Source organism: Microbacterium salitolerans (assembly GCF_019720895.1).
Classification (GTDB): domain Bacteria; phylum Actinomycetota; class Actinomycetes; order Actinomycetales; family Microbacteriaceae; genus Microbacterium.
Map to the genome: position 1 here is coordinate 14,512 of NZ_JAHKSH010000007.1, position 12,382 is coordinate 26,893.

14 protein-coding genes and 1 tRNA gene are annotated in these 12,382 nt (G+C 68.8%); 10 read left to right on the forward strand and 5 right to left on the reverse strand.

From position 1 onward, the window contains the following. The first annotated feature begins 88 nt into the window (after positions 1-88). From KOL93_RS15310 to KOL93_RS15335, 6 genes are all read left to right on the forward strand, one after another. Complete coding sequence (locus tag KOL93_RS15310; RefSeq protein WP_221586288.1) at positions 89-874, forward strand: pseudouridine synthase; 786 nt, start codon at positions 89-91, stop codon at positions 872-874. Then, complete coding sequence (locus tag KOL93_RS15315; RefSeq protein WP_308291658.1) at positions 871-2,010, forward strand: prephenate dehydrogenase; 1,140 nt, start codon at positions 871-873, stop codon at positions 2,008-2,010. Before KOL93_RS15310 ends, KOL93_RS15315 begins: the two co-directional genes overlap by 4 nt. Beyond that, the gene (gene cmk / locus KOL93_RS15320) at positions 2,003-2,686 is read left to right on the forward strand and encodes a (d)CMP kinase (protein WP_221586289.1); all 684 of its coding nucleotides are present in this window, start codon (positions 2,003-2,005) and stop codon (positions 2,684-2,686) included. Before KOL93_RS15315 ends, cmk begins: the two co-directional genes overlap by 8 nt. Beyond that, a complete protein-coding gene (der, locus tag KOL93_RS15325; RefSeq protein ID WP_221586290.1) occupies positions 2,676-4,214 on the forward strand; it encodes a ribosome biogenesis GTPase Der in 1,539 nt (512 codons plus the stop codon). Before cmk ends, der begins: the two co-directional genes overlap by 11 nt. A 189-nt stretch (positions 4,215-4,403) precedes the next feature. Beyond that, on the forward strand, positions 4,404-5,057 hold the full coding sequence (locus KOL93_RS15330) for a DUF4166 domain-containing protein (protein WP_308291659.1): 654 nt from the start codon (positions 4,404-4,406) through the stop codon (positions 5,055-5,057). Next, positions 5,054-5,695, forward strand: a complete 642-nt coding sequence (locus KOL93_RS15335; protein ID WP_221586291.1) for a DUF4166 domain-containing protein — start codon at positions 5,054-5,056, stop codon at positions 5,693-5,695. The genes KOL93_RS15330 and KOL93_RS15335 overlap by 4 nt, the downstream gene beginning before the upstream one ends. A 64-nt stretch (positions 5,696-5,759) precedes the next feature. On the opposite strand, the gene KOL93_RS15340 is transcribed toward KOL93_RS15335, so the two are convergent. From KOL93_RS15340 to KOL93_RS15350, 3 genes are read right to left on the reverse strand one after another with little or no spacing between them, the layout of a single operon-like run. Then, entirely contained in the window at positions 5,760-6,644 is an 885-nt protein-coding gene (locus KOL93_RS15340) for an NUDIX hydrolase (RefSeq protein ID WP_308291660.1), read from the reverse strand. 30 nt (positions 6,645-6,674) lie between these two features. Further along, complete coding sequence (locus KOL93_RS15345; protein WP_221586293.1) at positions 6,675-7,052, reverse strand: RNA-binding S4 domain-containing protein; 378 nt, start codon at positions 7,050-7,052, stop codon at positions 6,675-6,677. 14 nt (positions 7,053-7,066) lie between these two features. Next, on the reverse strand, positions 7,067-7,645 hold the full coding sequence (locus KOL93_RS15350; RefSeq protein ID WP_221586294.1) for a GNAT family N-acetyltransferase: 579 nt from the start codon (positions 7,643-7,645) through the stop codon (positions 7,067-7,069). 74 nt (positions 7,646-7,719) lie between these two features. On the opposite strand from KOL93_RS15350, the gene KOL93_RS15355 reads away from it, so the two are divergent. From KOL93_RS15355 to KOL93_RS15370, 4 genes are all read left to right on the forward strand, one after another. Then, on the forward strand, positions 7,720-8,127 hold the full coding sequence (locus KOL93_RS15355; RefSeq protein WP_221586295.1) for a nitroreductase/quinone reductase family protein: 408 nt from the start codon (positions 7,720-7,722) through the stop codon (positions 8,125-8,127). A gap of 87 nt (positions 8,128-8,214) precedes the next feature. Then, a tRNA-Pro gene (locus KOL93_RS15360) sits at positions 8,215-8,288 on the forward strand. Between the two features lie 182 nt (positions 8,289-8,470). Next, on the forward strand, positions 8,471-8,710 hold the full coding sequence (locus tag KOL93_RS15365) for a helix-turn-helix domain-containing protein (protein WP_221586296.1): 240 nt from the start codon (positions 8,471-8,473) through the stop codon (positions 8,708-8,710). Positions 8,711-8,714: 4 nt separating this feature from the next. Beyond that, entirely contained in the window at positions 8,715-9,896 is a 1,182-nt protein-coding gene (locus KOL93_RS15370; RefSeq protein WP_221586297.1) for a tyrosine-type recombinase/integrase, read from the forward strand. 73 nt (positions 9,897-9,969) lie between these two features. Here KOL93_RS15370 and KOL93_RS15375 read toward each other — a convergent pair whose 3' ends face one another. Both KOL93_RS15375 and KOL93_RS15380 read right to left on the reverse strand, forming a co-directional pair. Further along, positions 9,970-10,218 (reverse strand): hypothetical protein, encoded by a 249-nt coding sequence (locus tag KOL93_RS15375; RefSeq protein ID WP_221586298.1) that lies wholly within the window; start codon positions 10,216-10,218, stop codon positions 9,970-9,972. A 340-nt stretch (positions 10,219-10,558) separates the two neighbouring features. Then, on the reverse strand, positions 10,559-12,145 hold the full coding sequence (locus KOL93_RS15380; RefSeq protein WP_308291662.1) for a recombinase family protein: 1,587 nt from the start codon (positions 12,143-12,145) through the stop codon (positions 10,559-10,561). Positions 12,146-12,382: the final 237 nt, after the last annotated feature.

Genomic DNA, 12,382 nt, shown 5'->3' on the forward strand with positions numbered 1-12,382 from the left:
CGATCGCTCGCGCGCAGCCTCGTCTCGCGGCGCGATCGAGGCCGTTCGCGAGGGGGCGCTACTCAGGAGGATCCGCCATGATGGAGGGATGCCTGAGACCCCTGATTCCTCCGCGTCCGAGGGTGTGCGCCTGCAGAAGGTGCTCGCGAACGCGGGCGTCGCCTCGCGCCGAGTCTCCGAGCAGCTGATCGCCGCGGGACGCGTGCGGGTGAACGGATCCGTCGTCTCCGAGCTCGGCAGCCGCATCGACCCCGAGATCGACCTCGTCGACGTCGACGGACAGGCGGTGCAGCTCGACACGACGAAGCGCTATGTCGTGCTCAACAAGCCCACCGGCGTCGTCAGCTCGATGAGAGACGATCGCGGACGTCCCGATCTGCGCGAGTTCACGCGCGACTTCGACGAGCGCCTCTACAACGTCGGCCGCCTCGATGCCGACACGTCCGGTCTCCTCGTGCTCACGAACGACGGCGAGCTCGCGAACGTCCTTGCGCACCCCCGGTACGGCGTGACGAAGGTCTATATCGCGAAGGTGGAGGGGCAGGTCCTCCCCAAGACGCTCACGACGCTCACGCGCGGCGTCGAGCTCGAGGACGGTCCGATCCAGGCCGACAAGGCGCGGCTGCTCGATGCCTCGCGCGGATCCAGTCTCGTCGAGCTCACGCTCCACTCGGGTCGCAATCGCATCGTGCGCCGCATGATGGCCGAGGTCGGGCACCCCGTGATCGAGCTCGTGCGGCGCCAGTTCGGCCCGCTGCATCTGGGCACGCTTCCCGTCGGGCGCACCCGCGAACTCGATAAAGTGGAGCGCAGCGCCCTCCTGACCCTTTCTCGTCAGGCGGCGCAGGATCCGCCCGCGAAGGAGAACCCGTGACCGATGACACCCGTGTGCCCGCCGCGCACGAGATCGTCGTGCCCGGGCGTCGCGCTCGTGTGAGCGGTACGGTCCGCATCGTCGGCGCCGGCCTGCTCGGATCCAGCATCGGCCACGCCCTCATGCAGAACGGCGTCGACGTGGCGCTGTTCGACACGTCGCCGGCGCAGCTGCGACTCGCGGTCGACTACGGCGCGGGGCGCACAGCGGCCGCCGACGACGCACCCGACCTGGTCGTGGTGTGCACGCCCCCCGACGTCGTCGCGGAGACGATCGCGGCCGAGCTCACGCGCTACCCCGACGCCGTCGTCACCGATGTCGCATCGGTGAAGCTCGAGCCGCTGCGCCTGCTTCGCGAGCGCGGCATCGACCTGTCGCACTACGTCGGTTCGCACCCCATGGCCGGACGTGAGCGCGGCGGCGCGATCTCGGCGCGGGCCGACATCTTCACGGGGCGCCCCTGGGTGATCTGCCGCGACGGCGAGACGCCGACGGCCGCGCTCGCGCTCATCGAGGACCTCGCGCTCGATCTCGGTGCGGTTCCGATCGAGATGACGCCGGACGAGCACGACCGCTCGGTCGCGCTCGTCTCGCACGTACCGCAGGTCGTCGCATCGCTGCTCGCCGCGCGCTTCGCGGAGGCTCCGGAGCACGCCCTCGGCCTCGCGGGCCAGGGCGTGCGCGACACGACGCGGATCGCGCACTCGGCACCCGAGCTCTGGGTGCAGATCCTCGCGGCCAACGCGCAGCCCGTCGTCGAGCAGCTCGACCTGCTCGCAGGTGACCTCGCGCTCGTCGCGGACGCGCTGCGGGAGCCCGACGAGCCGGGCGCGCGCCGCACGACGGCCGACGCGATCCGCGCGGGGAACGTCGGCGTCGAGCGCCTGCCGGGCAAGCACGGCCAGCGCCGCAGCTTCGAATCGTTCATCGTCATGGTCGACGACAGCGCCGGGCAGCTCGGGCGCCTCTTCGGCGACCTCGGCGAGCTCGCCGTCAACGTCGAGGACTTCCGTCTCGAGCACTCGCCCGGCGCGCAGCTCGGACTCGCCGAGATCTCGGTGGACCCGGCGACGCTGCCGCGCGCCGTCGACGGAATGACCACGCGCGGCTGGCGGATTGCGGGGACCAGTGACTGAGACGACACCGATCATCGCGATCGACGGCCCGGCCGGGTCCGGAAAGTCGAGCGTCTCGAAGGAGGTCGCTCGTCGCCGCGGCTTCGGCTACCTCGACACCGGGGCCGGATATCGGGCGCTCGCGTGGCACGTGCTCGCACGCGGCGCCGAAACGACCGACGCCGACGCCGTGCTCGATGCGTTGGAGTCCTTCGACCTGCGCCTCGGGCTCGCTCCCGACGACCGCAGCGTCGCCGTCGGCGAGGCTGACGTGACGGTCGCGATCCGCACGCCGGAGGTGACCGGCTCGATCGCCGGCTTCACGCGCGTCGCCGAGGTGCGGGCGTACCTCAACGCGATCTTCCGCCGCCTGGCGGGGGAGTCGGGCCTGGCGGGCGTCGTCATCGAAGGGCGCGACATCACGTCGGTCGTGGCGCCCGACGCCCCCGTGCGGATCCTCATGACCGCGTCACCTGAGGTCCGTGCTCAGCGGCGCGGGCTCGAGAGCGGCCAGGACGTCGCGGAGGTCCAGGCCGCGATCCTCCGCCGCGACGCGTCCGACAGTCACGTGCTGGATCTCGCGGAGGCGGATCCGGGTGTCGACGTCGTCGACACGACAGACAGAGATTTCGAACAGTCCATCGACGCCGTGCTCACGGTGATCGACCGAAAGCTGGGAGGCCAGGATGGCCGCTGAACACACTGACGACGAGTTCGTCCCGCGCGAGGACGACGGTCTCGCCGAGCGTCTCGACGACCTCGACGACGATCTCATCGAGGCACGCGCCGAGACGCTGCGCCGCAGCCTGACCGACTACGAGCTCGACGAGGAGGACGCCGAGCTGCTCGCGGGCATCACGGTCGATGAGCAGGGCATCGAGTACATGCCCGCGCTGCCCGTCGTCGCGATCGTCGGTCGTCCGAACGTTGGCAAGTCCGCGCTCGTGAACCGGATCCTCGGACGCCGCGAGGCGGTCGTCGAGGACACCCCGGGCGTCACGCGCGACCGCGTCACCTACAAGGCCGAGTGGCTCGATCGCCGCTTCTCGCTCGTCGACACGGGCGGATGGGAGCCCGGGGCGAAGGGCATCGACAAGTCGGTGGCGGCGCAGAGCGAGGTCGCGATCGACCTCGCCGACGTCATCCTCTTCGTCGTCGACTCGCGCGTCGGTGCGACATCGACCGATGAGCACGTCGTGCGTCTGCTCCGGGGGACCGACAAGCCGGTCTTCCTCGTCGCCAACAAGGTCGACGACGCCTCGCACGAGGCCGAAGCCGCGGCGCTGTGGAACCTCGGACTCGGCGAGCCCCACCCCGTCTCAGCGATCCACGGGCGCGGCGTCGCCGACATGCTCGACGCCGTCATGGAGAAGACGCCGAAGATCTCGGCCGTCGCGAAGCACGAGATCGGCGGCCCCCGCCGCGTCGCGATCCTCGGCCGCCCGAACGTCGGCAAGTCGTCGCTCCTGAACAAGGCGGCGGGCGAAGAGCGCGTCGTCGTCAACGAGCTCGCGGGCACGACGCGCGACCCGGTCGACGAGATCGTCGAGCTCGGCGGCAAGAAGTGGACCCTCGTCGACACGGCGGGCATCCGCCGCCGCGTGCACATGCAGCAGGGCGCCGACTTCTACGCCAGCCTGCGCACGTCGACGGCGCTCGAGAAGGCCGAGGTCGCGGTCGTCGTGCTCGACGTGACGCAGCCGATCAGCGAGCAGGATGTGCGCATCATCGACCTCGTGCTCGAGTCGGGCCGCTCGCTCGTCCTCGCGTTCAACAAGTGGGACATGCTGGACGCCCCCGAGCTCGAGGACAAGGAGCGTCGCCGCTTCCTCGAGCGCGAGATCGAGAAGGACCTCGCCCACGTCGCCTGGGCGCCGCGCGTCAACATCTCCGCCAAGACGGGCCGCCGCCTCGACAAGCTCGTGCCGGCGCTCGAGACGGCGCTCGAGAACTGGGACCGCCGCATCCCGACGGGCAAGTTCAACGCGTTCCTCTCGGAGCTTGTGGCCGAGCACCCGCACCCGCTGCGCGGCGGGAAGCAGCCGCGGATCCTCTTCGGCACGCAGGCGTCGACGCGTCCGCCGACATTCGTGCTGTTCACGACCGGCTTCCTCGACCCCGGCTATCGCCGGTACGTGCAGCGTCGCCTGCGCGAGCTCTACGAGTTCGAGGGCACGCCGATCGTCATCAACATGCGCGTGCGCGAGAAGCGCAAGCGGCCGTAGCGCGTACTCGGGGCTCGTCGGATCCGTCCGGCGGGCCCTTCGTGCGTCTCCGGGGCGAATGCGAGGAGCCGTCAGACGCGGGCGCTCCCTGCCGAGGTGCGTGTGCGCGCCGCGGTAGCGTGGCGATGTGAGCCGAGATCGCCGTCCCCTGTACGTGGAGGCGTTCATCCGCGCCCCGATCGAGCGCGTGTGAGAGAGGACTTCGCGCGCCTGCATCCGATGATGCGCCGTCGCTTCGGAGTGGGGGTCGACGCGGGATACGCCTGCGTCGGGACCGGGACGATGCGCGAGATCCGCCGTGGCCCGTGGTGGGCTCGACCGTTCCTGCGGTTCGGCGCGTCGCGGAACATCATGTTCCCGGAGTCGGGCACGGGGGTGCCGTTCCGGATCGACAATCACGCGTACATCGACGACTTCGGGCGGGAGACGGTGACGTTCGTGCGCACGATGGACGTGCGACGGGGGAGGCGTCGTCGCTTCGACGCGACCATGATCTACAGCGCGGGCCGCGGCCGCGTCGTCGACTACCTCGGCACGCACCAGCACCTCGCCGTGGACCTCGACCTGTCCGTGACCGAGGGCGGGGGACTGCGCCTGGTATCGGGGGAGCAGCGCTTCTATGAGGGCCCCGTGGCGTTCCGGTTCCCGATGCTGCTCAGCGGGCGCGCGTACCTGAGCGAGCACTACGACGAGGCTCGCGAGTGCTACGTCATCGACCTGGAGGTGCGCAACCGGCTGGCCGGGCTGCTGTTCGGGTATCGCGGTGAGTTCACGTGCGAGTTCCCGACGGAGGGAGACGTCCCCGTCTCGCTCAAACCCGCCCGCGAGGAGCGACGGGAGTGACATCGGTGTTCCTCGCCGCGCTCGGGGACGCCTCCGCACGGCTCCGTCCGGAGGTGGCGCGCTACGCCGCCGCGACGAGCGGTGGCGACGACGTCGTGGGCGAGGGGATCTTCGATGTCGTCGGCGGCCGGCAGGGCCGCATCGGGGTGCTGCTGCGGCCCTTCGCCGGGCCGAGGTTCCTCCTGACACGCCGCGGACGGAACGTCCCGTTCCACGTCGTGAACCGGCCCGGGGCCGGTCCTGCGGGCATCGAGCTCTGCGCCGAGCGCACGGTGAGGTTCGATGACCGTGCCCAGACATTCGCCGACGTGCTGCGGCTCGGCTCCGAGCCCGGCACGCTCACGAATCTGCTCGGAGATGCGCGTCGCGTCGAGATCCGGCTGCGCTGCACGGCCACGGCGGAGGGACACCTGCGGTTGGCATCGGATCGCTGCTGGGTGCGCCTCGGGCGCCTGCGCATCCGTCTGCCCGCCGCGTTCGCAGTGCGCGTCGAGGTCGAAGACGGCTTCGACGACGCGACCGGGCGCCAGACGGTGCGGGCGCACGCACGGAACCCGATCGTCGGCACGGTGCTCGAGTACCGGGGCTCGTTCACCTGGCACGTCGAGCCGACGGGCGCCCCTACGTCGGGCATCTGATCCGTCGTGAGAATCGCGACCTTCGCCGATTCCGTCCGATCGTCAGGATCCCGGCCGCGGAGGGTCAGCCGAGGAGATCGAGAAGCCACCCGGCGGGGCGCACGACAGCCCCGACCTGCTCGAGACGTTCGCGCAGGGCGCGGTCGCTCGTCACAGCGAGGGGCGGGAAGCCCGATCGGACCATGGCGTCGGCGCGGGCGACGAGATCGTCGTCGCCGGATCCCTCGGCGCGGAAGATCCGCACGGATCCGTCGCCATCGTGGACATCGCGCGCCTGGCCCTCGACGACCATCGTCACGAGCGGGAACCAGCGCTCCATCGGGCGGTCGAGTGCGGCCGCCGGGAGGCCGTCGGCCGCGAGGGTCGTGAGGCGGTCGCGCAGGCGCGCCGTCGCCCCGGCGCGATCCTTCCACCAGCCGTCCGGCACGGAGCCCACGACGTTCGCCGCGTCGACGAGGAGCACCGGGCGGTCGGCGAGCGAGGTGCGGATCTCGGGCCAGGCGAGCGCGAAGCCGGGGTGCAGATCGTGGGAGTCGACCTCGTCGACGGGAACCCACGCGAGTTCGAGGGACTCGGGGTCGCTGATGACGGGCTCGAACGGATCCGCGACGTCGGCGACCACGGTCGTGTAGCGCCAGACGTCGACGTCGAAGAGGTGGGTGAAGCGCGGCACGACGGATCCGTCGGGAACGCCCGCCTCCTCCTGCGCCTCGCGGATGGCGCCCGTGATGGGGGTCTCGTCGGCGTGGAGTGCGCCGCCGGGCAGGGCCCAGGTGCCACCGAAGTGGCTCCAGCCGACACGGTGCTGCAGGAGGACGCCGCGGCGCGCGTCGAGCGCCAGCAGTCCGGCCGCGCCGAACACGCCCCAGTACTTCGCGCCGTTCGGCGCCTCGACCCACGCGTCTCCCGGATTGCGCGGTCCGCGCCGGGGAGGGATGGGGGTCGTCACGATCTCCAACCTATTGCACGCGGAGATTCGTCAGCTCGAGCGGCCGTGGAGGCGGTCGATCTCGCGGCGTTCGCGCTTCGTGGGACGGCCCGCGCCGCGATCGCGCGTGACGATCGGGGCGACGAACTCGCGCGGCGGCGGGGGAGGCGTGCGGTCGTCGAAGGCCTCGGCGGCGGGAGCGGCGCCGACCCTCTTCCGGAGGAGCTTCTTCACCCCGAGGATCCGGTCGAACCCGTGGATCCGCACGCGCACCTCGTCGCCGACCTTCACGCTGTAAGCGGCCTTCACACTGTCGCCGTTCACGCGCACGTGGCCGCCGCGGATCGCAGCGGTCGCGGCCGAGCGGGTCTTGTAGACGCGCACGGCCCACAGCCACACATCGATGCGCACGGAGGACGGTTCGGTCATCCGTCCATTGTCGCTCAGAGGACGAGCTGCACGACGTGACGTGCGGATCCGAGGGGCGCGACGACCTCGAACCCCGCCCGGGTGAAGGTCGAGAGCGTTCCGACGAACAGGCTGTTCGCGTCGGTCCGCTTCGCCGTCGGGTCCCGCGGGTACGCCTCGATGACGCGCGCGCCGGCGTCGCGTGCAGAGGCGATCGCCGCGTCGAGCAGCGCCGCCATGATCCCCTGGCCGCGATGCGTGCGCGGAATCGAGAAGCACGTGAGCGCCCAGACGCCCGCGTCGTCGAGGTCGTGGGCGCTCGCCGCGGGGAGCCCGCGCGTGTGGGCGAGGCGCTTCTGGTGGATCCGCGGCCCGATGCGCACCCAGCCCGCCGGAGCGCCATCGATGCGCGCGACGAGGCCCGGCGGTGGCCCCGACTGGATCTCGTGGCGGAAGTCGCGCTCGAGGTCCTCCGTCGTCGCCGCGGAGAAGTCCTTCTGGCGCATCATCGGCCACATGCACTGGCAGGTGCGGCCGTCGCCGCCGCCCGCGAAGATCTCCTGCACGTCGTCCCAGTCGGCGATTGTCGCCGGGGAGGTGGTGATGGTCGACATGCCGTCAGCGTAGGAACGTCTGAGTTCTGCCACCACCCCTGTCGCTCGCCCGGGACGGGTGCCACGATGGCGCCATGGGCTGGAATCAGCGGATCATCGATGAGTTCCGTGAGAACGGCGGGACCGTGAAGACGATGGGGTTCGGGCGCGACCTCGTGCTGCTGCATCACACCGGCGCGAAGTCGGGCACGGTGCGCGTGACACCCGTGATGGCGCTGCGGCCCGGCGACGGCGTCTGGCTGATCGCGGCGTCGTACGGCGGCGCCCCGACGAACCCCGCCTGGTTCCACAACCTCGCGGCGCATCCCGACGTGACGATCGAGGATCCGGACGCGGGCACGGTGCGCGTGCGCGCCGAGATCCTCGAGGACGAGCAGCGCGACAAGGCCTGGCGGATCTTCACGGAAGCGAGCGAAGGCTTCGCGAGCTACGAGAAGAAGACCGACCGCGTCATCCCCGTCATCGTGCTGCGCAGAGCCTGACGCGCCCGGCGGAAGCCCGGATTCGCGGCGCCCCGGCGGGTCGGGTAGACTTCTCGAGTTGCCCACGCGGTGACGAAAACTTGATAGCGGGCTGTGGCGCAGCTTGGTAGCGCACCTGACTGGGGGTCAGGGGGTCGCAGGTTCAAATCCTGTCAGCCCGACCGAGAGGTCCCGGAAACTCAAGGGTTTCCGGGACTTTTTCTGTAGGTGGATGTGATCTGGTCATCCAAAACCCATCACTTTGATGCCCTCCCGGCCCGCTCGGGCCGTCGTGCTCCGGCAGGGGAGCGACCGTGCCGGTTGCTCCTGATTCGTGGGTGGGAGCAGAACGCACCTGTTCGGTATGGACACCGAACACCGCCCGACCGGCAACCCTTGGGGCCTCGAACCGCTGCTCGACGTCGGCGAGCTCGCCGCCTATCTGGGCGTGCCCGTCTCCACGGTCTACGACTGGCGCACCCGTGGCCTCGGTCCGCGGGCGTATCGCTTCGGGAAGCATCTGAAGTTCGCGCTTTCGGACGTGCGGATCTGGATCGAGCAGCAGCGCGACCCCGAACCGCCTGCACCGGCGGGTGGGCGGTGATCCGATGAGTCGCCAGCGTTTGACCATCGGCACCTTCGGGGAGATCGGCCACCTTGCGAGCCCCAACGGACGTGTCGTCGCGCGCGCCCGCTACCGCGACTGGAACGGCAAGACGCGGCTCGTCCAAGTGACCGGGGATACACGGAAGTCCGCGGAACGGGCGTTGAAGGCGAAGCTTGCCGACCGGAGTCTGTTCCAGCCGTCGTCCTCGGTGCTCACCCCGGACAGCCCGTTCCCGGACCTGGTCGCGTACTGGCTCGAAGACCTCGAGCTCGAAGACCGGCTCTCCAAGCGCACGCTGCAGCTATATGAGCGGAACATGCAGACGCTCGTTCTGCCGGTTCTCGGGAACTTGACTCTGCGGGAGATCGGCGTCGCCCGCTGCGACCACTTCCTCAAGCAGCTCGCGAAGCAGAGCTACAACCGCGCCAAACAGGCCCGCGTCGTCCTCCGGCTCGCACTCGGCCTCGCCGTCAGGCACGAGGTGCTGTCGCGGAACCCGATGGATCACGTTTCGCGGCTGCACCGGCCGGCGTCCACGCCGAACGCGCTGACGCCTGCGGAGGTTAACGAGATCCGCACAGCGATCGCGTTCTGGGAAGCCGGACGCTCGATCTCCGGTCCGAAGCCCGACGGCCAGCTCGGGGCGATCGTCGAGGTCATGCTCGGCACCTCCGCCCGCATCGGCGAAGTCCTCGCCATCCGACGCCGCGACATCGACGTCACCAGCCCGACCCCGTCCATCCGGATCACCGGCACGATCGTCAGCCACCGCGGCGAGGCGACCACACGACAGGACCACCCGAAGACAGCGAAGTCGCGGAGGACCGTGGCGATCCCGTCGTTCACCGCAGAAGCTGTAAGGCGCCGCATGACACGGCTGGAAGACTCGTCGCTCGACGCCCTGCTGTTCTGCAGCCGCGAGGGAACTCCGCTGACCACGAACAATGTGCGCCGCCAGCTCCGGCACGTGATGGACCTCGCGGGGATCACCGGCGTCACGCCTCACATGTTCCGCCGCACGGTCGCGACCGCGATCAACGAGCAGGCCGGCGTCGAGCTCGCCGCCGAACTGCTCGGGCACACGGACCCGAAGATCACGATCCAGCACTACATCCGCCGCAGCGAGATGGTGAACCCGGTGACCGCCGAGATGCTGGAGCGGGCGTTCGCGAAGGAACAGTGAACAGCGGCCGATCGACGGGGATCGTCACAGGTGCCAGCGGCCTGTGACGATCCCCATCGGCTGGCGGCGCGCTCTATGCGCGTGAGTTGGGCTTGGCGCGCTGTGTCTTAAAGACGGAGAGGTCGCCGTCCGCCAGTCCGCTCAGATCGACGCCCTCCTTGATGAGCTCTCGTTCGACCCGATCGAAGATCTCGATCAGCAGCGGGTAATGCTCGGCGGCGTAGGCGAGGAACGCCGGTATGTCCTTCTTCAAGAGCGGAGCGCACTGAGGCGGGCGAACTTCGGCGACATCGGATGATTCGTTGAGCGGTGATTCGGACATCTCAATCCTGCCTTCCTGTTGTTGGTTCCTTGCGGCGTTGAACGGGCAGCGCCCGCTACGGATCTTCGGTGCACTCGATAGGTGCGCTTCGCTCCCACCCAAGGAACTCGTCGTCATTGACGGGTAGTTGGGAGGGTCCGGAGCGAAGGCTCGATCAGAGCAGTAGGTCGGGGGTTCGACTCCCATCAGGTGCACCTGGGGTGCTCTATACGAAGCGCTGCGGCACATGCAGAAGGTCAGAGGTTCGAATCCCGTTAGGTCCACCAGGCGCGCGTTGTGCGAAACGGTCGCTGATCGTGACGTCGCGGGTTCGACTCGCGTTTGGTCTCCCGAAGTAGCCCTACACGAAATGCTCTTCCGCGGCGCCGCGCAGCCCTAGCTTGGCGATCTCTGGCCGAAGCTCGACACAGATGTCCTCCGGGTTCGGCCCGATGAGCACACGGTCCATCAACGCGTTGTTCAGCTGCTTGCGATCTGCGGGAGCCGCTGCGAGGTAGCGGTCGTAGGCGTCTTCAAGGAGATCGAGCGATTCCGCCAAGTGCTTCGTCTGGAATACGACATCGTCGCTCAGGCGCTCCTCCTCGGCCTCGGTACGGGAGAGCGAATCGGACAACTTGCGCTGCTCCTTGACGAACAGGTCGCGAGGCAGGGCGTCGGAATAGTAAGCCTCGAGGAGCTTCTCTTGGCGCAGCCGGATCTCTTGCGCCTGTACGGCGAGGTCTGATCGCTTCTGCTCGGAGCCGGATGCTTCCGCCGCGAGCCGATCCTGCCAATGCAGCTCGATCTCGTTGCGTCGGTGAGCGGAGATCTGGATCCGTTCGTAGGCGTCCTCGACGCGACGCTCCACGTCGCTGATGCGCAGTGCGCTCTGTGTGCATCGCGGTGTGCCGTTCTGGCGGCCGGAGCAGACGAAGTAGTCGTAGATGCGCCCGCTCTTCGAATGAGCGTTGTGGACCAGCAGCCGGCGTTGGCATTTGAAGCAGCGGACCGTGCTCTTGAGGTAGTGCGTGTGGATGCGGCTGCGTTCACCCTGACCCCGAGAGGTGAGGAAGCGTTGGACGGTATCCCAGGTCTTCGCCGGGACTAACGGCTCGTGGCTTCCTGCATGCTGCGCGCCGTTCAGCGTGACGATGCCCTTGTAGTACGGGTTCGTCAGGACACGATGAAGGCTCGCGACTGTCAGCGCCGCGGGGGAGCGGGAAGCAGTCGCCCGAGTCCGAAGTCCTCTGTCCGTGAGTGCCGTGGCGATCTGAGCGACGCTCCACTCGCCGGTCGCATAGGTGGCGAATGCCCAGGCGATGTGTGGCGCTCGTTCGTGGTCGAGTTGGATCGCTCGATACTCGCGTCCGTCCTCGGTCTGGCGGCGTACGTTGAGGTAGCCGATCGGCGCCCGGCCCGGTGTTCCGCCCTGGATGGCTTTCTGCCGCATGCCCTTCATGACCTCTTGCGCGAGGTTGCGCGAGTAAAACTCCGCGATCGAGGCCATGATCCCATGCAGAAGCACGCCGTTCGGCGTGGTGTCGATGTTCTCGGTGCTGGATATAAGTCGTGCACCAGTGTCACGAATTGCTTGCGTGAGTGCGATGTCATCGGCTCGAGATCGCGCGAGACGGTCAAGCTTATGCACGATCACGTAGTCGGCGGGATGGTCTCCCAGGTAGGCGAGCATCCGTTGAAGCTCCGGGCGGTTCGTACTCCGTCCAGACTGACCGCGGTCAACAAACTCAGCGGAGATGAGAGCCCCCAGCCCGTGTGCCTGCTTCCTGTTCGCCTCGCGCTGGGCCGGGATCGAGAAACCGTCTCGCTCGCCGTTTCGCTCCGCTTGGCGCGCAGTGGATACGCGGATGTACGAGACGGCCGACAGCGGCGAGAACGCAGTATGGATAGAAGTTGGAACGTGGAGGGTTTTAGAAGATGAGTCATTCAGTCAACGTTGGCGCTCCCACGCCCAAGGAGCGGAAGGGCACGTGCACTGGCTCAAGCGTGTCGTCTGGTCGCGGCGATCCACATGCTGGAGAATCAGAGGGATGTCTGACGAACTGTAGGTGACCGCGTCACCGATAGGAGGTACCCGGTGACAAGCTCATCTCTCGCAAAGCCACCTTCAGCGAACGAGCAGAGCGCCCGTCGCCGGCCGTTCTCGTGCAACGCAAGCCATGTCTCT